16 protein-coding genes and 4 tRNA genes are annotated in these 21,049 nt (G+C 49.6%); 9 read left to right on the forward strand and 11 right to left on the reverse strand.

The window, feature by feature from the left end; translation table 11 throughout:
* The first annotated feature begins 150 nt into the window (after positions 1–150).
* From ACN0R1_RS08075 to greB, 3 genes are read left to right on the forward strand one after another with little or no spacing between them, the layout of a single operon-like run.
* Complete coding sequence (locus tag ACN0R1_RS08075) at positions 151–621, forward strand: hypothetical protein (protein WP_417581698.1); 471 nt, start codon at positions 151–153, stop codon at positions 619–621.
* Positions 618–1,727: a diguanylate cyclase gene (locus ACN0R1_RS08080; protein WP_417581700.1), complete on the forward strand. Its 1,110-nt coding sequence runs from the start codon at positions 618–620 to the stop codon at positions 1,725–1,727. Before ACN0R1_RS08075 ends, ACN0R1_RS08080 begins: the two co-directional genes overlap by 4 nt.
* Before the next feature lie 26 nt (positions 1,728–1,753).
* Positions 1,754–2,245, forward strand: coding sequence for a transcription elongation factor GreB (gene greB / locus ACN0R1_RS08085; RefSeq protein ID WP_417581702.1), 492 nt, complete (start codon positions 1,754–1,756; stop codon positions 2,243–2,245).
* 69 nt (positions 2,246–2,314) lie between these two features.
* Here greB and ACN0R1_RS08090 read toward each other — a convergent pair.
* From ACN0R1_RS08090 to ACN0R1_RS08115, 6 genes are all read right to left on the reverse strand, one after another.
* Positions 2,315–2,390: transfer RNA gene (locus tag ACN0R1_RS08090), tRNA-Lys, on the reverse strand.
* A gap of 18 nt (positions 2,391–2,408) precedes the next feature.
* Positions 2,409–2,484: transfer RNA gene (locus tag ACN0R1_RS08095), tRNA-Lys, on the reverse strand.
* A gap of 20 nt (positions 2,485–2,504) precedes the next feature.
* Positions 2,505–2,580, reverse strand: a tRNA-Asn gene (locus tag ACN0R1_RS08100).
* Between the two features lie 27 nt (positions 2,581–2,607).
* Positions 2,608–2,695, reverse strand: a tRNA-Ser gene (locus tag ACN0R1_RS08105).
* A 39-nt stretch (positions 2,696–2,734) separates the two neighbouring features.
* Positions 2,735–5,518, reverse strand: a complete 2,784-nt coding sequence (locus ACN0R1_RS08110) for an EAL domain-containing protein (RefSeq protein WP_417581704.1) — start codon at positions 5,516–5,518, stop codon at positions 2,735–2,737.
* A 192-nt stretch (positions 5,519–5,710) separates the two neighbouring features.
* Positions 5,711–6,766, reverse strand: a complete 1,056-nt coding sequence (locus ACN0R1_RS08115) for an AraC family transcriptional regulator ligand-binding domain-containing protein (protein ID WP_417581706.1) — start codon at positions 6,764–6,766, stop codon at positions 5,711–5,713.
* Between the two features lie 229 nt (positions 6,767–6,995).
* On the opposite strand from ACN0R1_RS08115, the gene ACN0R1_RS08120 reads away from it, so the two are divergent.
* Together ACN0R1_RS08120 and ACN0R1_RS08125 are read left to right on the forward strand one after the other, a co-directional pair.
* On the forward strand, positions 6,996–8,942 hold the full coding sequence (locus ACN0R1_RS08120; RefSeq protein WP_417581708.1) for a DUF1302 domain-containing protein: 1,947 nt from the start codon (positions 6,996–6,998) through the stop codon (positions 8,940–8,942).
* Positions 8,943–8,962: 20 nt separating this feature from the next.
* On the forward strand, positions 8,963–10,300 hold the full coding sequence (locus ACN0R1_RS08125; RefSeq protein ID WP_417581710.1) for a DUF1329 domain-containing protein: 1,338 nt from the start codon (positions 8,963–8,965) through the stop codon (positions 10,298–10,300).
* A gap of 48 nt (positions 10,301–10,348) precedes the next feature.
* Here the strand turns inward: ACN0R1_RS08125 and ACN0R1_RS08130 are convergent, their stop codons facing one another.
* Entirely contained in the window at positions 10,349–10,849 is a 501-nt protein-coding gene (locus ACN0R1_RS08130) for an NlpC/P60 family protein (protein ID WP_417581712.1), read from the reverse strand.
* A gap of 185 nt (positions 10,850–11,034) precedes the next feature.
* Here ACN0R1_RS08130 and ACN0R1_RS08135 point away from each other — a divergent pair, with 185 nt between their 5' ends.
* A complete protein-coding gene (locus ACN0R1_RS08135; protein WP_417581714.1) occupies positions 11,035–12,399 on the forward strand; it encodes a DEAD/DEAH box helicase in 1,365 nt (454 codons plus the stop codon).
* A 189-nt stretch (positions 12,400–12,588) separates the two neighbouring features.
* Positions 12,589–13,512, forward strand: a complete 924-nt coding sequence (locus tag ACN0R1_RS08140) for a histone deacetylase family protein (protein WP_417581716.1) — start codon at positions 12,589–12,591, stop codon at positions 13,510–13,512.
* Positions 13,513–13,568: 56 nt separating this feature from the next.
* Here ACN0R1_RS08140 and ACN0R1_RS08145 read toward each other — a convergent pair whose 3' ends face one another.
* Together ACN0R1_RS08145 and ACN0R1_RS08150 are read right to left on the reverse strand one after the other, a co-directional pair.
* Complete coding sequence (locus tag ACN0R1_RS08145) at positions 13,569–14,963, reverse strand: TRAP transporter large permease (RefSeq protein ID WP_417581718.1); 1,395 nt, start codon at positions 14,961–14,963, stop codon at positions 13,569–13,571.
* Between the two features lie 2 nt (positions 14,964–14,965).
* Positions 14,966–15,514, reverse strand: coding sequence for a TRAP transporter small permease subunit (locus tag ACN0R1_RS08150; RefSeq protein ID WP_417581720.1), 549 nt, complete (start codon positions 15,512–15,514; stop codon positions 14,966–14,968).
* A 234-nt stretch (positions 15,515–15,748) separates the two neighbouring features.
* On the opposite strand from ACN0R1_RS08150, the gene ACN0R1_RS08155 reads away from it, so the two are divergent.
* Together ACN0R1_RS08155 and ACN0R1_RS08160 are read left to right on the forward strand one after the other, a co-directional pair.
* Complete coding sequence (locus ACN0R1_RS08155; RefSeq protein WP_417581722.1) at positions 15,749–16,672, forward strand: DMT family transporter; 924 nt, start codon at positions 15,749–15,751, stop codon at positions 16,670–16,672.
* Between the two features lie 87 nt (positions 16,673–16,759).
* Entirely contained in the window at positions 16,760–17,854 is a 1,095-nt protein-coding gene (locus ACN0R1_RS08160) for a TRAP transporter substrate-binding protein (protein WP_417581724.1), read from the forward strand.
* A 67-nt stretch (positions 17,855–17,921) separates the two neighbouring features.
* Here ACN0R1_RS08160 and ACN0R1_RS08165 read toward each other — a convergent pair whose 3' ends face one another.
* Together ACN0R1_RS08165 and oadA are read right to left on the reverse strand one after the other, a co-directional pair.
* Positions 17,922–19,223, reverse strand: a complete 1,302-nt coding sequence (locus ACN0R1_RS08165) for a sodium ion-translocating decarboxylase subunit beta (protein WP_417581726.1) — start codon at positions 19,221–19,223, stop codon at positions 17,922–17,924.
* A gap of 13 nt (positions 19,224–19,236) precedes the next feature.
* The gene (gene oadA / locus ACN0R1_RS08170; RefSeq protein ID WP_417581728.1) at positions 19,237–21,042 is read right to left on the reverse strand and encodes a sodium-extruding oxaloacetate decarboxylase subunit alpha; all 1,806 of its coding nucleotides are present in this window, start codon (positions 21,040–21,042) and stop codon (positions 19,237–19,239) included.
* Positions 21,043–21,049: the final 7 nt, after the last annotated feature.

A 21,049-nucleotide genomic window follows, 5' to 3' on the forward strand; every position in this document is an offset into this window, starting at 1 on the left:
TGAACAACAGCCTGACTAACCGGAGTCTGTTTTATAACCCACTATCTGCTAGAATAATCTGTTGTTCATTTCTTGTTCACACTGAAATGGGCCTAATTAACAACGACAACACTGGCACACCAAATGAACACGATGCGGAGCAATTTTCTCATGCAACTCAGAAAGTACTCCATTTTTTTGCTACTGGTTATCTGGTGCTCCAGCCTGCTTGCTGATGAAGCCACAGTAACACTGGTAACCCCCTCCGGAGAATTGCAAATCAGCGCAAACGAACTGCGTGCGATGGCTGGCAATGAACTGGAAATTTACGACCCATTTCAGCGCGTAAGCATCCCCGTCCGCGGCGTCGACCTGATCGATTTCATCGAGCATTTTGCCACGGATCACAGTCAGGCCAGCCGACTTAAATTTATTGCCAGTGATGACTACGAAACACACATTTCGCAATGGAACTCTGGCAACTGGCTGCTCGTCACCCATGAGAATGGACATGAACTGCGACTGCGAGACCACGGCCCGATTAAGCTGGTTGAAAAGAGCCTCGGTAATCGCAACCCAGAGAATCTGCGTAATTTTAATGACTGGGTCTGGATGATTACAACTATTGAGGTTCTGGAGTGATAGGGAAACTACTGCGCCTGCGGACTCGCTGGCTCTGGCTCAGCCTGTTAAGTTTCAGTGTAATTTTGGCCTGGATCACCTATGAAACCCGCTGGTTTTATCCAGAAATGCAGCGATATTTTGGTGACTCAGGCACCCTGATGGGACAACAACTCGCTAGCCGCAGCCGCCACCACTTACAGGCGGCCCTGTCAGACCTGAGCGTCATCACTGAGAAAGATGACTCACTCACCAACGCGTTGTCTAATCTGGATATAGCCTGGGGTTTTATCAATATTGCCGTATATAAAGAGCACTATGCCTGCACCGAACCCAGTCTTGAAAGGCTTGACCGGTTTATTGAACGCATTGAAGCAGCACAGCCCCCGACAGCACAAGAATCACTTACCGAACTGCTACCTGTGCTTCAATGTGCGACAGAAATAGAACAAGGCCAGTGGGATACCCGATCTGCTGTTGCCATGGAAGTAGCCCAGCGCATCAATTTTCACCAGCGCATGCTGCTCGGTGGAGCCGCTGTGTTGTATTTAATGGGTATCGGCTTTTGGTGGCTGCACGAGCAACAACGTACGGCTTTTAATCAAAACTTACGCGATAAACTGCGCTGGAAAAAGCAGGCGTTACACGATCCATTAACCGGGGCACTGAATCGGCGTGCACTGGATGCCGACCTGAGTTTGCATTTCGAACGTATGGCTTCTGAAGATTACAGCTTTGTCATGCTGATGTGTGATATCGATTATTTCAAGCCCTATAATGACACCCTTGGCCATGCTGAAGGCGATAAAGCACTGCAACGCGTAGTCACTGCGATCAAAGACGTACTTCGACAGGAAGACCGTATTTACCGATACGGCGGAGAGGAGCTAGCCGTGCTGCTGACAGGCGCTTCAAGTGACGAAGGGGTGGAGATAGCCTTTCGCGCACTTGAAGCCGTGGAGCAGCTGTACATCGCCAACCCGGGCAGTCCATCAACCTACCTGACTATCAGTATCGGTGTAAGTTGCGCCAATGCCGGCACCCACAATGCTGATGCACTGATCCGTGATGCTGACAAAAAACTTTATCGGGCCAAGCATAATGGCCGCAATTGCCTGGCCACCTGATGCCCTCCACTGACCGGATAGATTAGATGAGAAGTAAACTTATCACCCGCACTGGCTACCTGAAACTAAAACAGGAACTGGATCAGTTATGGCGTGAAGAACGCCCGGAAGTTACCCGTAAAGTAACTTGGGCGGCGAGCCTGGGTGATCGCTCAGAAAATGCCGACTATCAGTACAACAAGAAACGCCTGCGTGAAATTGACCGCCGCGTGCGCTACTTACTGAAAACACTAGAAGACATCCGCATTGTCGACTATGCACCGGAACAGGAGGGTAAGGTTTTTTTTGGTGCCTGGGTCAGCATTGAGAATGATGCGGGTGAAATCCGCCAATTTCGCATTGTCGGCTATGATGAAATTTTCGAGCGCAAGGACTATATCTCCATAGACTCACCCATGGCCCGAGCCCTGCTGAAAAAGTCGGTAGACGATGAAGCCCTAGTGGAAACGCCAGCCGGTAGCTGTTGCTGGTATATCAATGAGATCCGCTACGAACCGGATACTGAAACAAATAAATAGGTTCTGGCTGCGGCAATACAGCAATCAGCTCAAGTAAATGGGAATTGTAAAAAATCAGGAGATAAAAAATGGTGGGTCGTACAGGATTCGAACCTGTGACCAATTGGTTAAAAGCCAACTGCTCTACCAACTGAGCTAACGACCCAACTGCGGCAGGTATGAGTGGTGGGTCGTACAGGATTCGAACCTGTGACCAATTGGTTAAAAGCCAACTGCTCTACCAACTGAGCTAACGACCCGCTCATGTGCCTGGGTTATATGGCTCCCCGAGCTGGACTCGAACCAGCGACCAATAGATTAACAGTCTACTGCTCTACCAACTGAGCTATCAGGGAACAACCCTTGCATTTTCATTCATCCTTTGGCGGAGGGACAGGGATTCGAACCCTGGGAGCCTCGCGACTCGTCGGTTTTCAAGACCGGTGCTTTCGACCACTCAGCCATCCCTCCAAAGGATGGGCGCAGATTCTACCGTCTCAGCAAATTATGTCAACACTTAATTTCCTCTACCGGTAGAGGGCGGGCGAAAAAGTACCCCTGTGCTATGTCGCAACCTTGCGATTTGAGGAATTCAAGCTGTTCCTGAGTCTCCACGCCTTCGGCGATCAGACCGATACCGAGACTCTGGGCCATATTGATAATGGCACAAATAATAGCCTGATCATCCTGATCAGTTTCAATATCAGCAACAAAGGTCCGATCGATCTTTAAAAAGTCGATCGGCAAGCGTTTCAGATAACTCAATGATGAATAGCCGGTACCGAAATCATCTATCGCCACTCTGATACCCAGCTTGCGCAGCTCAGAAAGCTGCACCACGGCCTGTTCCATATCCCTGATCAATGCCCCCTCGGTGATCTCAACGCACAGCTGAGAGGGCCTCAGGCCCTCCTGATCGATACACTGACGTATCAGCGTCAACCAGCGGTCTCCTCCAAACTGCCTTGGCGAGATATTTACACCAATTTGAACCTTTTCATCCAAGCGCGGCAGCAGATCCCGACAGGCTTGCAGCATCATCCAACTGGTCAGATCAGCAATAATATCTGACTCTTCGGCTACCGGAATAAACTCAGCAGGGGGTACCACGCCTAATTCTTCACTGTTCCAGCGCATCAGCACTTCATAACCAAAAACATCTTGTGTATCCAGATGTATTTCCGGCTGATATACCAGACTCATTTCATTACGGCTCAGCGCATGTCGCAACCCATGTTTGATTTGCATCAGCCGGTGATTGCGCTGATCCAGGTCGACATCAAAGAACGCATAGCAGCCCCGTCCCAGCGCCTTGGCATGGTACATAGCGGCATCAGCATGCCGCATCAGCTGATCTAAGTTCTCACCGTCACGGGGATAACTGACCACTCCTACGCTACAGCCAATACTGACTTCAACATCCTCCAACTGAAAAGGCTTACTCAGGGTTTCGATCAGATTTTCGGCGATGCTTGCCAGAGCAATATCATTGTCCACCGGCGAGATCAGCAAAGTGAATTCGTCACCTCCCAGGCGGCTGACAATATCACTGTCTCGAACTTGCCCCAGAATGCGATCTGCCACCTGCTTCAGCAACGCATCACCCGCATCATGTCCGAAAGAGTCATTCACTTCCTTGAATAAATCAAGATCCACAAACAGCAGCGCAAAACTCTCGTTATAACGGCGCGCTCTGGCCAAGTACTCATGCACTTTTTCTTTAAAGGCCAGCCGATTAAACAACCCCGTGAGTGAATCCCGGTAAGCCAACTTACGCAGTTTGGTGCGCGCCTGGTACTCTTCAGACACATCCTGAAAGATACCAAAATAACCCGTTGCCACATCTCGGCGGTCACGAATACTGCTGATGGAAAGCCGCACCGGATACGCCGTGCCATCTGGACGCTTATTCCACAACTCCCCTTTCCAGCTCCCCTCACTCTTTACCTGATGCCACATCGCCTGGTAAAAATAGCTGTCATGTAGATCAGATTTCAGAAAGGCTGGATCCTGGCCCAGCACAGACTCTCTGGAGTAACCGGAGATACGCTCAAATGAAGCATTCACATCGATCACTCGATTGGCATCATCGGTAATCATGATACCTTCCGCCGCATGCTCAAATATCCGTCTAGACACACCCAGCATATATTCATTCTGCTCTTGCTCGGTGACGTTAGTGGCCACAGAACAGATGGCTTCGGGCTGCCCTAGATCATCGAACAGGGGGAATTTCACCATGAACCAACTGTGCATTACCCCATCAACCGGAAAACTGCTCTCAAACTGCAACGGCTTTCGACTACGAATCACTTCATCGTCATAGCCTTTAATTTCAGATGCATAGGGTTCTTCCAGCAGATCAAACACCTGCTTTCCATGAGTGTCTTCACCAAAGAAGCTGTAGAAGCGCTTATTCCCAAGCGTATAAACACCCTGAAGATTTTTGATATACACCATAGAGGGAATATGGCGCAGAATACTGTCCATCTGCGCATGGGTGCGCATTAACTCATCACGACTGTTACGTAATGACTCCAGCATGTGATTGAGCGCAGCGGCAATCACCCCTAACTCATCACGCCCTTTCAGCGCTACCTGGGTATCCAGTTCTCCCTCACGAATTTTATCCACAGCATCGGTAATCAGCGCCAGACGCCGACCGATAAACCGCTCTGACCAGATCCAAAGCAGCACGGCCAGCACACCAATTGCCAGAGAGACCCAGAGGAACACACCTTCTAGACGGTACCAACCCTGTTGTGCTGATTGATCCAGATCCAGCTCTAATAAGATGATGCCATTTTCAACCCCTGGTGCTTGGATATCATCGAGGGACAGCAGTTTCAACGCAGTCAGTCCATACAGACTATGTACATCGCGAGTAATCAGTTGCACTTCAGGATGCTGTGTTTCCATCACGCTGAAAGGCAAGCGACGATCAAAATGTAACGGCACCTGATCAAGGTGCAACCCGATATAGTTCAGATTTGTCGATGCCAGGATATGCAGCGAAGCATCCATAACCAGCAGGTGTTTCACTTCAGCATGAGCACCTGTAGAAGCAACTTCACGCTGGACACTTTCAAGATCATCACGTGCCAACAGGTACCCAAAACTGCTCTGAAGCCGGTTCAATGTATACATCAAATTAGATTCAGCGGTTTGATAAAATAACTTGGTCACGAAAGGCTTGAGTACCAGATGAGAACCCAGCATCAACAGGATAGCAAACCCCAAAATTAACAGCGGGATAGAACGGCGTAATGAGAAAATCGGAATACGTCTGATCATGGCAGAAACCTGTCGATTATATGCGCCAGCCCCGCCCTATGATCACCTGACAGAGCTTCACTTTCAAAACAGCCGCTCAAGAGCAACAACAGCAGTAATACACAGACCCGCTTGATCAATCTCACCCCCATGCCCTGGAACGCTTGTAAAATAGCCGACTATCTTATCCTGCTGAATTTCTAAAAACGATGCTTAACTATAGCGTTCAGTATAGTACTCACTGCGCCGGTATTCTCCCGGCGTCATGCCAGTCCATTTTTTGAAAGAGCGAAAAAACGCGGATGGCTCATCAAATCCCATTAACCCGGCAACATCGTTGATGGACAACTGTGGCGCACTCATGTAGTTGATAGCGGCGGCCCGACGCTCTTCATCCTTGATTTTCTGATAGGACGTACCCTCTTCCAACAACCGCCGGCGCAGTGTAGACACTGACATATGCAAGGCGCGCGCGACTTCCTCAGCTGAGGGTAACTCTCGACTAAAATCCTTACCCAGCATCGAAATCACTCGGGCTTTCAGGCTCTTGTCATCATCCACCATGACGATCAACTGATAAGGGGCCGTTTTCAGAAAGCCACGCAGAGTCTCTTCATTCTGCGCCAAAGGAAGGTCCAGATACTTGGCAGGAAAAACGATAGCGTCTTCATGCTGACTGAACTTCACTTCTGACTGAAACAGCTTGATGTACTGGTCTGCATCACCCGGATCATCAAAGGTAAAATAGGCGGCCTTTAATTCTAAACGACGTCCGATCAGCCAGCTCATAAAGTGGTGCCACATAGACAGCGACGTGCGTATCTGCAAGGGCGATTCTTTACCCATTAACGAACGAAAGTCGGCTTCACTCAAGCTCTCGATGGCTGCAAATGACACCTTGGCATACCGACCCCGACGCACCAGCACCGGTTTAATCATTGAACCACGGCAAATTTCATAGAAGTCACTGCAACGCCGTAGCGCTCGCTCCAGGGTTGAACAATGAATAATGGCATGGCACATCATCCGAAAAGTTCCGTTAGGGACTCTTCCTCCACTGAGCATGCCAAAAGATTCATCCTGCGCTATCCACATAATCTGCTGGTATAACAAGCCAAATTTAAAAGCAGGCAACTCATTAAGCTGCTCTATCTCGTCCCGACTAATATCCACATGCGTCAACAGATCATTGGTATTAAAGCCTTGTAACTCGGCCATCGCCAGCAGATGGCGCACATAACCGGTCGGTACTGTAATCGTTTTCTCCACTCTTGCCTCCAAGTCACTTAGAAAAACGCCACATATGTGATCCAGCGCACAAAAATGTCAGCCTGATTGAGCTCTAATGTCATTGTTAACAACACAGCTATGGATAAGACTGATAAGTATTGCAAATTCGGCCATTGCTCTGGCACAAGTTGGATTAAATCCTCTTTACTGCCGCATAGCCTAACAATAAACCTCAGTAACACAATAATAACAAGGTGGAATGAACGAAATGGCAACTAAAATACTGCGCCGCAAAGGCCAGCAGGCACTACAACGCCCCTGCTTCCGTCCCGCTCTGCTCGCTGGCTTGCTTGCCTCCGGCTTTACCGCACAAACACAAGCAGTTGAATTTCAGCTAGGCGAAATTCAAGGACGCTTCGATTCCAATATCTCCATCGGCACCAGTATTCGCATGGACGACCCGAGCCCCGGTCTGATTTCCCAGCCAAACGACGGCACCAGCATGGGTTCAGGCAGTTACGATGACGGTACGCAAAACTTCAAAAAAGGAAGTCCCTTTTCTACGGTACTCAAAGGCGTTCACGACCTGGAGTTACGCTACGAAAATGTAGGTTTCTTTGGACGGGCCAAATATTGGTATGACTACGAACTGGAGAAGGGCAACCGTTCTCATGGCCACATTCCAAATGGCTATGCGCCCAACACACGACTCGATGACAGCGGCTTCAATGATTTTGCCAAATTCTCCGGCATAGAAATTCTTGACGCCTATTTCTACGGTGGCTTTGACCTGGGCAACATGCCACTGGATGTCCGCATTGGTCGTCAGGCCATCAACTGGGGTGAAAGCACCTTTATCCAGGGCGGCATCAACTCATTCAACCCTGTGGATGTGACCGCATTTCGCCGCCCTGGTGCCGAACTAAAAGAGGGGTTACTGCCCTTCGGTAGTGTATTTGCTTCATTGGGTTTGACAGATAACCTGAGTGTTGAAGGTTTCTATCAGTATGAATGGGAGCCCACTGTTGTGGATGGCTGTGGCACCTATTTTTCCAACAATGACTTTACTGCGCAGGGATGTGATGGGATTCGAGTCTTCTCTCAGCTAGGTCAGCCGCTGATTGACCTGACGGTTGGAGATCAGGATTACTTCAACTTAGCCTCTGGTGGTCAATGGGCTCTGAACGGTATTGACCCCGTTGTAAGGCGTAACGCCGATGGGCGCAGAGAAGGCAGTGATGATGATCAGTTTGGGCTAGGTTTTCGCTACTTTGCTGAAAACCTGAACAACACTGAGTTCGGACTATATTTTGCCCAGTACAATAGCCGTTTGCCAATGATCAGCGGAATTAACTCTGCACGTACCTCAGACTCCGTTAATGTATTCATTCCAGGCGTCGGTGCCATTGATGCCGCCACAGCTGCAGGACTTGTAACCGGAGGCCTGCTTCCCCCTGAAACCATGGCACTGTTCCCTTTGATTGCAGCTTTTGATTCTGAATATTTTATCGAATACCCAGACTCCATAAAAATGGTCGGTCTGAGTTTTAGCACCAACTTGGGCGACATAGCCTGGTCTGGTGAAATCAGCCATAAACAAGACCTGCCTATTCAGGTGAATGGACCATTATTAGTGGGTGCCATCCTGCGCCAAAATATAGGTGGCGTTGGCAATGCGGGTGCTGATCAACTGATTCAGCAAGCTGGTGCTGGCGGCACAATCCGCGGTTACGGTACGTTTGATGTAACCCAGGCCCAAACCACGTTCATCAAGTTTTTTGATAACGTATTGGGTGCTAGCCGCCTGACAACTATTGGAGAGCTGGGCTGGACCCATGTACATGGCCTGGATGAAGATGCCAATGCATTGAAATATGGTCGTTCAGGTATTTATGGCTACGAAGCGGGTGACACTGATGGTTTTGTGACTCGCAACTCCTACGGCTATGTCCTGCGCGGCGCATTGGAATACCCCAACGCTTTTGCTGGTGTCACACTAACTCCTGAGTTCAACTTCCGCCATGGTATCAAGGGTAACGGACCGGAACCTGGGGCGGCGTTCCGTGAAAATGAGAAAGCAATCAGTCTGGGGATTACTGCGGACTATATGAACCGCTACCGCATTGGTGCGTCTTACACCAGTTTCTTTGGCGGCTCCTTTAACGCTGAAAAAGACCGGGACTATCTATCACTCAACGCCTCTATCGCCTTTTAAACAGCTGCAGGAGAATAATAATGACACAGCTAAACCTTCCAAAGAAATTGCTTTGCAGTGCTCTGCTTCTGTCCCTGAGCAGCGCCATTTATGCCAGTCCTGAGCGACTGGAACAGGACTTGACCCCAATGGGGGCTGAACGGGCTGGCAATGCAGCTGGCACTATTCCAGCCTGGGACGGTGGCATAGCCCCTAGTGATGACCGCTATGCAAACCCGTTTGCTGATGAGCAACCCCTGTTTGTGATTACTGCTGACAACTATACAGACTACCAGGACCAGCTTTCTGAAGGCCAGATAGCTCTGTTTCAACGCTATCCTGATAGCTTCAAGATACCCGTCTATCCAACCCACCGCACAGCGGCATTACCGGATAGCATCTATGCAGCAGCTAAACGCAATCTGGACAATGCCAGACTGACTGCCGATGGTAACGGTTTAGAAGGTTTCACTGAGGCGCTGGCCTTTCCGATTCCCGAGAATGGTCTACAGGTCATCTGGAACCACATGACCCGCTACCGGGGTGGCGCGCTGGAACGTACCTTTGTACAGGTTCCGGTACAAACCAATGGCAGTTTCACTCCGGTACGCATCAACGAAAAACTCTCTTGGCCCAGCTATCTGAAAGACCAGGGCGAAGGCGAGCGCCATGACAATATTCTGTTCTTTTTTGTCCAGGAGGTCACGGCACCTGCTCGACTGACCGGCAACATTCTTCTGGTACATGAAACCATGAACCAGATTACCCAACCGCGTCAGGCCTGGACCTACAATTCAGGGCAACGTCGGGTACGCCTGGCTCCCAACATTGCCTATGATGCGCCAGGCACAGCAACCGATGGCCAGCGCACCACAGATAACCTGGATATGTTCAATGGAGCACCAGACCGTTACGACTGGAATCTAGTCGGAAAACAGGAGTTGTATATTCCATATAACAGCTGGAAGTTGGCAGATCGCAACCTGCCCTACAGCGACCTGCTCCATGCCGGCCACCTGAACCCGGATCATACCCGTTATGAACTACATCGAGTCTGGAAGCTTGAAGCCACGTTGAAAGATGGACAGCGCCATGTGTATGGCAAACGTACTTTTTATATTGATGAAGACACCTGGCAGATCGCCACCGTGGATCATTATGACGGGCGTGGAGAGCTCTGGCGTGTCGGTGAAATGCACCAGTTTCAGTACCGTGACGTTCAGGTACCCTGGGCAGTCGCTGAAACCTTCTACGATCTGCAATCTGGACGTTATCTGGTAGGCGGTCTGACTAATGAAGAAGGTATAGGCTATGACTTCAGTCAACGCTTTGATTACCGTGACTTCACCCCCCAGGCAATTCGCCGTATGGGACGCTAATCGATAATCCTCAACGTTTAACTTAGCCCACCACTTAGGTGGGCTTTTTTATAAGCTGGCTATCTGCAACGCATCAACTGGACGACGCGCCGTCCAGAAGTTACGTTTCCAGTAAGGATTATCCAGCTTGGAAATCATTACACCGCGACTGGTAGAAGCATGTAAAAATTCACCCTGACCCAGGTAGATGCCTACATGCTGAGTGCGCCCAGTATGGAAAAAAACCAGATCCAAAGGCTGCAGAGCTTGGCGAGCAACGACATCACCAGTCGCGACTTGTTCGCTAGTGGTACGAGGCAACTGCACATCAAAAGCTTCGGTAAAGATACTCTGCACCAAGGCCGAGCAATCTACCCCCCGCTTGTCGGCCCCTCCCAGTCGGTAAGGGGTACCGACCCAGGCTTGATACTGTTGCTCCAGCACCAGACGAACATCACCCTGTAGCCCCGCCATTGTGGGCGCAGGCACCAATGGCTGGCTGACTTGTCGACCCGCAGAAAAACAACCTGTCAGCAATAATAGTAAAGTCAGAAGTAATATATTACGCATAAATATAAGATTACTATGAGAATAATGCGCTAAAATAACTGAAAACCCCGAGACCAACAAGTGAATTTTATTATTCAACTCAGCCTGGTCACCACAACATTTTCATGACAACTCACGCTTTTATCCGACAAACCAGCCTATTTCTGCTAGCATTAGCGCAATTACAAGCAGGAGAAAGACCCTAAGTGTTTACTGATATCCAACTCAATGAGCGCCTCCAGAAAGCCCTGGATGCTCAAGGCATTACTACCCCAACAGCCGTCCAGCAAGCCACCATTGCTCCCGCTCTCAGTGGCAAGGATCTAATGATCAGTGCGGTGACAGGCAGCGGTAAAACCTTTGCCTTTCTTTTGCCAATGCTACAACGTTTTATCGACACACCATCGCCCAAAACAGCCACACGCGCACTGATTCTGGTACCCACACGAGAATTGGCCGAGCAGGTGGCTAAATCCTGTGGGCAGCTAGCCGCTTTCACTCAGATCAAATCACTGAGCATTTATGGGGGTGAAGGGTTCAAAGAGCAGGCAGCGAAACTGCGTAAAAATCCAGAAATTCTAGTGGCCACACCCGGTCGTTTAATTGAGCATCTGGAACACCAGACTATCGACCTCAGCGACCTGGAAATCCTGGTACTGGATGAAGCTGACCGAATGCTGGATATGGGTTTCAGTGAAGACGTACTGAAAATAGCCACCCAGTGCCGCCCAGAGCGTCAGACCTTACTGTTTTCAGCTACACTGAACACCGGCGACATTCACAACCTGACCCAACAAGTGATGAATAACCCTGAATCACTGTTACTCAGTGATGCCAGAACTCAGGTTGCAGCCATTACTCAACAAGCGATCCTGGCCGATGATGGCAAACACAAAGAACGACTCCTAAATCGCTTACTCAGCCAAGAAGTCTACAGTCGTGCATTGATATTCACCAACACCCGCGTTGCGGCCGATCAACTGGGTAATGTATTGCGCTACCAAAAACATCGCGCCGCGGTGTTACATGGTGATATGGATCAACCCAAACGACGCCAGGTACTAAATTTGTTCCGCGAAAACCGCATTCAGATATTAGTTGCCACAGACGTAGCGGCACGCGGACTGGATGTAGAAGGGATAGATCTGGTAGTGAACTTCGCTATGGCACGCAGCGGTGATGATTATGTGCACCGAATCGGGCGAACCGGACGTGCTGGTGAAAGCGGTACAGCCATCTCGTTGATCGAGCCTTCAGAATGGAACCTGATGTGCAGTATTGAGCGTTATCTGAGAGTCAGTCTTGAACGTCGTACACTGTTAGGACTTGAGGGCAGTTTTAAGGGACCGGTTAAAACCAAGTCATCTGGTAAAGCCATCGGCAAGAAAAAACGCCCTGATGCTAAAAAGAAAGACGATGACAAACCTAAAGTTAAAAAACGTCTGCGGGATCAAAAAGCCATCGGCAAGCGTCGCAAGCCTCAAAGCACAGAGCCCCAAAACGCTGAACCCCAAATCCTTGACCAAGGCTTCGCACCCCTGAAAAAAAGAAAAGCACCTGACGCTGGGTGAAACATCAGGTGCTAAAGGTACAGTTCTATGCTGTGACGGAGAGTTTAACGTCACAGCAGACTGTATAAACTGACCTGCATCAACAAATTAGTTATCTCTGATTAATTTACACAAATACAACTTTCGCCTAACGCTCAATCGTGCGGTTTTCCTCTAAAATAGACCTAGAGATGAGGAGAAAGATAATTTATGACAACTGCATACATCACGCACGAAGACTGCCTGCTCCATAACATGGGGCCGGACCATCCGGAAAGTCCGGTGCGCTTGCAGGCAATCCGCAAGGTGCTGGAGCGTACCGGTCTCATGGACCACATGGACCAACTCACGGCTGTGCCTGCAACTGCCGAGCAAATCCAGCTGGCACACGCTAAGCTGCACCAGAAAAAACTGGAGATGAAGCTGCCGCGTGAAGGGGTTGTCTATACCGATGAAGACACGGCACTCTGCCCTCACTCCCTTGATGCCGCCCACCTGGCGGTAGGCGGTGTCATACTGGCCACCAATCGGGTACTGTCTGGGAAAGCACAGAATGCATTTTGCGCTGTCAGACCACCGGGACACCATGCCGAATACAATCTCCCCATGGGCTTTTGTTTCTACAACAACGTGGCCATCGGCGCCTGTCACGCGCTACTGCAGGAGGGCATTGAACGCGTTGCGGTACTGGACTTTGACGTACACCATTGCAATGGCACTGTAGATATCTTCAAAGACCGTCCAGAAGTACTGGTATGCTCAACCTTCCAGTATCCCTATTACCCGGAACGCTACTGTGAAATCGAGCGCCCCAATATCGTCAATTGCCCGATAGCCGCTCATTCCGACAACTTAGTGTTCCGCAAAGCCATTGAAGAATGCTGGCTGCCCGCATTGGAAGCGCATAAACCAGATATTATTTTTATCTCTGCCGGATTTGATGCGCACAAGGAAGATCCTATGGCCGACTTAAACCTGGATGAAGAAGACTATCGCTGGGTAACACAACAGATTATGCAGATGGCGGAAAAGCACAGCCAAAAGCGTATCGTCTCAGTTCTGGAGGGGGGCTACAATCCGGTTGCACTGGCTTTCAGTGTACAGGCACATCTTGAAGTTCTGGCTGGTTTTTAAACCAGCCTCTTTCACCCATATAGATCGGAGAGAGCTTCCTGCCCTCTCCTTTCGTATCAGCGCCCGTAAATCATATCCGGCAACCAGGTAATCAGGCCGGGGAAAATAATCAACAGCGCTATAGCCACGACCTGAAGCACCACAAAAGGCATGGCTCCCAGGTATATATGCCGCGTGGTAATAGCATCAGGGGCGACACCACGTAAATAGAACAATGAAAATCCAAACGGCGGTGTCAGGAAGCTGGTCTGAAGATTAACCGCCACCATAACCCCTAGCCAAACGGGATCAATATCCATCATCAGCAAAATCGGCGCTGTAATCGGGATGACTAAGAAGATAATTTCAAAGGTATCCAGAATAAAGCCCAACAGGAACATCAGCAGCATCACAAATATAATCGCGCCCAGCTTTCCTCCCGGCAGACTGTTGAGGAAATCACTAACCAGTTCTTCACCACCCATCATCCGGAACACCAACGAAAACACGGAGGCACCGATCAGAATAATAAAGATCATTGTCGTGGTGTTGGCGGTAGCAAACATTACCTGACGAATATTTGTAAAGGTCAGTCTGCGTCGAAGTGCAGCCAACAGAATGGCCCCTACAGCACCGACAGAGGCTGATTCAGTTGGTGTTGCCACGCCCCCCAGAATCGAGCCCAATACTGCAATAATTAATACCAGGGGTGGTAATAGGGTAAAAATAACATCATGAAATAGTCGCTTGCGCTCCTCAGCTGTCACTTCAAGCGCAGGACAGGTTTCAGGGTGACGAATCGCCTTGTAGATCATATAGAGCATATAAATGCCCACCAACATCAGCCCGGGGATGAATGCACCGGCAAACAAGTCCCCCACTGAAACGGGCGTCGGGGCAAAATTCCCCTTAGACATCTGCACTTGCTGATTAACACCCGCCAGCATGTCACCCATAAAGATCAACACTGTAGACGGTGGAATAATCTGCCCCAAAGTACCTGAAGCACAAATTACGCCGGTGGCTAATTTAGGATCATAGCCAGCCCGCATCATCGCTGGCAGAGACAACAACCCCATAGTGACCACAGTGGCCCCGACAATACCCGTCGACGCCGCAAGCAACGCACCCACCACAATGACTGATAAGCCCAAACCACCACGTAGTTTACCGAACAAGCGCCCCATGGTAATCAGCAACTGCTCAGCGATACCGGATCGCTCCAGCATCATCCCCATGAAGATAAATAAGGGTACAGCAACTAATACCTCATTCAACATGACCCCTATGTAACGGGGAGCCAAACTTGAGAGGTTAGACAAATCAAACACGCCGAGTGCATGACCGATAGCGGCAAAAATGACCGATGTACCCGCCAATGAAAAAGCCACCGGGAAACCCATCATCAAGACACCAATGATGGAGAAAAACATTAATAATGAGAGGATTTCACCCAATAGAACCGGATCCATATTTAGCCCCCTTCCTTGTAGCGATAGCTTTCAGGGACCAGCGCTTCATTATTACTCAGGATTAAAATACTGCGCATTACCATAGCCAAAGCCTGTAAGGCTACTACAGCAACGAACACTAGGATAAATGACTTCACCACATAAAGACCCGGCATGCCGCCGAAATTAGCAGACCCCTCCATGAAACGCCAAGAGCGCTGTACGTAGGGCAAGCTGTAAATAGTAATGATGTACAAGAAAGGCGCAATGAACACAATCGCACCGATCATATCGATCAGCGCTTTACGGCGTATGCCTGCGGGGCGGTAAAAGATATCCACACGTACATGGCCATTTTGCGACAACGTAAAGCCGGCTATACCCATGAACATCATGCCATTGAGCCAGACATACAAATCTTGCATCCAGACAAAGCCACTGGAGAAAAAATAACGCATTACGACTACCGTGAAACAGACCAGCACAATTCCTAGAGAAAACCAGGAAAACACATGACCCAGTATCAGGTTGATCCGGCAAATCAACCGAATCAGTAAGGAGAGCATTTTCATACTACCTCTCAGGGTTTCTATTGTTTTTGTTTAAGCATAGAGTAAGCACCATCAGGATCATACACAAGCCTGGCTGGCTGCGGTTAAACTGTCATGATTTTTTGCCAAAGTGTCGCGTTTATACCGGTATAAATGGCATCGGTCAAATATTAACTTCAGCAAACCGGTCCCACGCGCTTGAAAGCAAGATGAATACAGGTTCAAATAGAGCTACAAAAAAATTAAGATTAACGCATGCAACTAAAATCTGAACACTTAGCCTATCTACTGCTTGCCACTACAACCCTGTTTTGGGGCGGCAACTTTATTGTTGGCCGCGCCGTTTCTGCCGAGATACCTCCGATTGCCCTCGCTTGGTGGCGGTGGTTATTTGCACTGTTGGTCATCCTGCCGTTTACGGCTAAATCTCTCTGGCAACTTCGTCACCTGATTCGCCAACACTGGCTGTACCTTGTCGGTGTATCAATTCTTGGGGTTACTAACTTTAATACCTTTGTCTATTTAGGCCTGCAAACATCCACAGCAACGGATGCGGTATTATTACTTTCAGCAACACCCATCATTATTCTACTGTTTTCCCGCCTGTTGTTTAACGAACCCATCAGCAGTCGACAGCTACTTGGTATAATCCTGTCACTAAGTGGTGTTCTGGTCATTATTACCGGCGGGGTGCCCACTAATATTGCCGCTGTTTTTCAAGGTGCCATGAGCAGCTTGTGGATACTGGCCGCCGTCATTAGCTGGTCACTATACTCTGTACTGTTGCGTAAACGCTCTGCTGACATAGGTGGACAGGTATTTTTCGCCATTACTGTGATCATTGGCTGGACGATAATCACGCCCTTTTACCTGTACGAACATCACATCATAGAAAAAACCCTGCCATTCACAGCGAGTGCATTCTACAGCATCGTTTATGTGGGTTTATTCGCTTCGGTATTTGCGTTTTTGTTCTGGAATCGCGGGGTAGAAATCCTCGGAGCCAACCGCGCAGGTAACTTTATTCATTTAATTCCGGTTTGGGCCCTGCTTCTGGCAAGTCTGATTCTGGGAGAAAATATGTACTGGTTTCACTGGCTAGGTATTTTGCTGATCTTTTCCGGGATCGGACTGGCTAGTCTGAAAAGGTCAACGCAGACAACTGTAGCGACCCGTTAGTTAATTTTGATGGCTGGAATAGTCGATATTTGTGCGCTTCTAGTCTAAATTAACCCTGCAAAACAATAACTCTAATGGAGATTTCCCATGAAACGTCGTAGTTTTATTAAAGGTGCCGCCATAGGCGCTGGCGTAGCTGCAACCTCGGTCGCTGCACCGGCTATAGCACAACGCCGTATTACCTGGCGCATGGTCACTACCTGGCCACGTAATTTCCCAGGTCTGGGTACTGGCGCACAACGCCTTGCCGATCGTATTACCGCCATGTCCGAAGGTCGGCTGACAGTTCAGGTTTTTTCAGCCGGTGAACTGGTTCCTGCTTTAGGCACATTCGATGCCGTTATCGAAGGCTCAGCTGAAATGAGCCATGGTGCATCCTACTACTGGCAAAACAAAAGCCAGGCAACCGCCTTCTTTACCGGTGTACCCTATGGCATGACCTCGCGAGAGCTGGCTGCCTGGATGCGTTATATGGGTGGCCAGGAAGTCTGGGATGAAGTGTATGACCAATTTGGTGTAAAAGGCTTCCTTTCTGGTGACACAGGCACCCAGGCAGGTGGCTGGTTTCGTAAAGAACTGACCGGCCTCAGTGACATCCAGGGGATGAAATTCCGTACCCCAGGACTCGGTGGTCAGGTATGGCAGCGCATGGGTGCTACCGTAGTCAACATGGCTGGCGGTGAAATCTACGCCGCACTGCAATCTGGTGCATTGGACGCCGCTGAGTTTGTTGGTCCTTACAATGACCTGGCACTGGGCTTCCACCAGATCTGCAAAGACTACTACTTCCCCAGCTTTATTGAACCAGGCCTGGCAACTGAACTTGTCGTTAATAAAGAGAAGTTCGCCGCACTACCCGCTGATCTGCAGGCTATCGTTGAGTCCGCCTGTCAAGCTGAGTACGACCAGGTGGCTTCAGAGTTCTACGCCAACGACCCCATTGCTCTGAAAACACTGGTTGAACAGCACGGTGTGCGCGTGCACCAGTTCCCGGACGAGATCCTTGAAGCCGGTGCTAAAGCAGCCATGGATATCCTGTCAGAGATTCGTGAAGGTGGTGATGCACTGACCAAGAAAACCGCCGAAAGCTTTGTCAGCGCCCTGAACATTCTGCGTACGCGTACTGACAATACAGACCAGGCATTTCTGGCGGCCAGAGCGAAGTACTTCAAACTGGACTAATCTGGATCATTCATACAAAAAGGGCTGCAATTGCAGCCCTTTTTTTTAAAAAAACTTACATCAAGAATCAACTCACAAACTTAATCATCACCCCTGCCGCAACGGCTGAGCCGATCACACCCGCCACATTAGGCCCCATCGCATGCATCAACAGAAAGTTCTGAGGATTGGCTTCAAGACCCAACTTATTGGAAACGCGCGCCGCCATCGGCACAGCAGAGACCCCAGCCGAACCTATTAACGGGTTGATAGCATTCCCACCCATCATTAGATTCATGATCTTAGCCATGATAACACCAGCCGCCGTACCTATAGCGAAGGCGACGATACCCAGCAGCATAATTCCTAAGGTTTGCAGGTCGAGAAATTTATCCGCAATCAATACCGAGCCTACCGATAGACCCAAAAAGATGGTGACTATGTTGATCAGCGCATTCTGAGCTGTATCACTCAAGCGATCGACAACGCCACATTCTCGCATCAGATTACCAAAACAAAACATCCCCAGCAGTGGTGCAGCATCTGGCAACAACAACGCCACCAGCAACAGAAGTACAATCGGGAAAAATATTTTTTCGCGTTTGGACACATGACGCAACTGACTCATGACGATTTTGCGCTCTCGTTCTGTAGTCAACAAGCGCATGATCGGGGGCTGAATCATCGGCACTAACGCCATGTAGGCATAGGCTGATACAGCAATGGCACCTAAGAGTTGCGGAGCCAACATCGTCGCCACGTAAATAGCTGTTGGGCCATCAGCACCACCGATAATACCAATGGCGGCGGCTTCACGAATAGAGAAGTCCATTACGCCCATTGATGTCAATCCCACTGCACCGAGGACTGTGGCAAAGATACCAAATTGCGCCGCTGCACCAAGAAACAAGGTTCTTGGATTAGCCAACAACGGACCAAAATCAGTCATTGCACCTACGCCCATAAAGATAAGCAAAGGTGCCGCACCTGATTTCACCGCAATACTGTAAAAGTTATACAGCATGCCATTGGTGTAGCCCGCATCCTGCGCCATCAAGGCTGCGGCAGCTTTCACTGATGCAGGAGCATTGGCATACAAAGCCTTCAACTCATGAGTTTCAGTTGAGACTGCATCCAACAGTATAGACAGCTCATTAAGTACGCCAGGAGATGCAAAATAAATGGCATTTTCAACAGCCGAATATGCCATACCGGCTTGAGGAATATTTGCCAGTATTCCCCCGAAGCCTATGGGTACCAAAAGCAAAGGCTCAAACTTTTTATTGATTGCCAAATAAAGCAACAACACGCCCACCAGCATCATTACAACCTGCCCTGGGGTCAGGTTGTAAGCACCGGAGGCATACCAGAGACTGAGTAACTTATCCATTGATCAGCACCTGTTACGCAATCGTCATCAGTGAATCGCCCACCTGGACAGAATCACCTTCTTTAATGTCAACGGAGACAATGCTCCCGGCTCGAGCAGCACGCACTTCGGTTTCCATTTTCATGGCTTCCAGAATAATCAGCACATCGCCCTCTTTTACCTGCTGTCCAGCGGATACCATCACCTTCCAAATATTACCTGCAAGCGGAGCAGGCACAGGCTCACCACCCGTTGCAGGCGCTGTTGCAGCGATCGGAGCAGCCTGCCCTGAAGACGGAGTCACCGAGGAGATATCACCGCCTTCAGCGACCTGAACAACATAGCTCTGGCCATTGACAGTGATAGTGTATACACCTGAATCACCGGCTGTTTTAGCCACTTGCTTAGCGGCAGCGGAGGTCGGCAATTGATCTTCAGCTGTTGGCACAGGCTCGAAGGCATCTGGATTATTGCGATTCTCCAGAAACTTAAGACCTATCTGTGGAAAGAGTGCATAGGTCAGCACATCATCAATTTCTTTATCTCCAGTTTCCAGCGTCATCCCTTTTTCACTGGCAATCTGCCTCAGCTCAGAGGTCAACTTCTCGACCTCAGGTTCCAGCATATCGGCTGGTCGGCAGGTGATCGCCTCAGCACCGTCCAAAACGCGCGCCTGCAGCTCAGCATTGTAAGGAGCGGGGGCAGCACCATATTCACCCTTAAGGATCGCCTGAACCTCTTTAGAGATGCTCTTGTAGCGTTCACCCACCAGTACGTTAATAACGGCCTGAGTACCAACGATCTGTGACGTAGGTGTTACCAACGGAATAAGACCCAGATCTTCTCTGACCTTAGGTATTTCAGCCAACACTTCATCAAACTTATCCGCAGCACCCTGCTCTCTCAGCTGGCTTTCCATATTGGTCAACATACCGCCGGGTACCTGAGCCAAGAGAATACGAGAATCTGTACCGCGTAGCGAGCCTTCAAACTTCGCGTACTTTTTACGCACTTCACGGAAATAGGCGGCTATTTCTTCCAGCAATTCAAGATTAAGACCGGTTTCACGCTCCTGCCCCTGCAGGGCAGCTACCACTGTTTCTGTTGCTGTATGACCATAAGTCATGGACATGGACGAAATGGACGCATCCACTCGATCAATACCAGCCTCAATGGCTTTCAGCAGCGTCATATCGGCAAGACCAGAAGTCGCGTGCGACTGCAACTGAACCTCTAGATCTGTCTGAGCCTTCAGGCGAGAAACCAGATCAAACGCATCATAAGGCGTGAGAATGCCTGACATATCTTTGATGGCTATGGAGTCAGCACCCATGTCCTCAAGCGTTTTGGCATAATCAACCCACATATCCAGTGTATGCACACGGCTGGTGGTGTAAGACATGGTACCCTGAGCATGTTTACCACAGGCTTTAACCGCTTTGATCGCCGACTCTAGATTACGTGGATCGTTCATCGCATCAAACACACGGAATACGTCCACACCATTGCTAGCCGCTCGCTCAACAAAACGCGCCACAACATCATCAGCGTAATGGCGGTAACCGAGCAAATTCTGGCCACGCAGCAACATCTGCTGCGGGGTATTCGGCATAGCCGCTTTCAGCTCACGAATGCGCACCCAGGGATCTTCACCCAAGTAGCGGATACAGGAATCGAACGTTGCTCCACCCCAGCTCTCTGCAGACCAGTAACCCACCTGATCCATTTTAGCGGCAATAGGGAGCATATCATCGAGGCGCATGCGAGTTGCCAGCAGGGACTGATGACCATCACGTAAAACTAGTTCAGTGATGCCAAGCGATTTCTTAACGTCTGACATGAGGCTA

The organism is Nitrincola sp. (assembly GCF_048264025.1).
Classification (GTDB): Bacteria; Pseudomonadota; Gammaproteobacteria; order Pseudomonadales; family Balneatricaceae; genus Nitrincola.

Coding starts and splice junctions, on each gene's coding strand:
- ACN0R1_RS08075 (WP_417581698.1), top strand. CDS start 151: ATGCAACTCAGAAAGTACTCCATTTTTTTGCTACTGGTTATCTGGTGC.
- greB (WP_417581702.1), top strand. CDS start 1,754: ATGAGAAGTAAACTTATCACCCGCACTGGCTACCTGAAACTAAAACAG.
- ACN0R1_RS08110 (WP_417581704.1), bottom strand. CDS start 5,518: ATGATCAGACGTATTCCGATTTTCTCATTACGCCGTTCTATCCCGCTG.
- ACN0R1_RS08120 (WP_417581708.1), top strand. CDS start 6,996: ATGGCAACTAAAATACTGCGCCGCAAAGGCCAGCAGGCACTACAACGC.
- ACN0R1_RS08125 (WP_417581710.1), top strand. CDS start 8,963: ATGACACAGCTAAACCTTCCAAAGAAATTGCTTTGCAGTGCTCTGCTT.
- ACN0R1_RS08130 (WP_417581712.1), bottom strand. CDS start 10,849: ATGCGTAATATATTACTTCTGACTTTACTATTATTGCTGACAGGTTGT.
- ACN0R1_RS08140 (WP_417581716.1), top strand. CDS start 12,589: ATGACAACTGCATACATCACGCACGAAGACTGCCTGCTCCATAACATG.
- ACN0R1_RS08145 (WP_417581718.1), bottom strand. CDS start 14,963: ATGGATCCGGTTCTATTGGGTGAAATCCTCTCATTATTAATGTTTTTC.
- ACN0R1_RS08150 (WP_417581720.1), bottom strand. CDS start 15,514: ATGAAAATGCTCTCCTTACTGATTCGGTTGATTTGCCGGATCAACCTG.
- ACN0R1_RS08155 (WP_417581722.1), top strand. CDS start 15,749: ATGCAACTAAAATCTGAACACTTAGCCTATCTACTGCTTGCCACTACA.
- ACN0R1_RS08160 (WP_417581724.1), top strand. CDS start 16,760: ATGAAACGTCGTAGTTTTATTAAAGGTGCCGCCATAGGCGCTGGCGTA.
- ACN0R1_RS08165 (WP_417581726.1), bottom strand. CDS start 19,223: ATGGATAAGTTACTCAGTCTCTGGTATGCCTCCGGTGCTTACAACCTG.
- oadA (WP_417581728.1), bottom strand. CDS start 21,042: ATGTCAGACGTTAAGAAATCGCTTGGCATCACTGAACTAGTTTTACGT.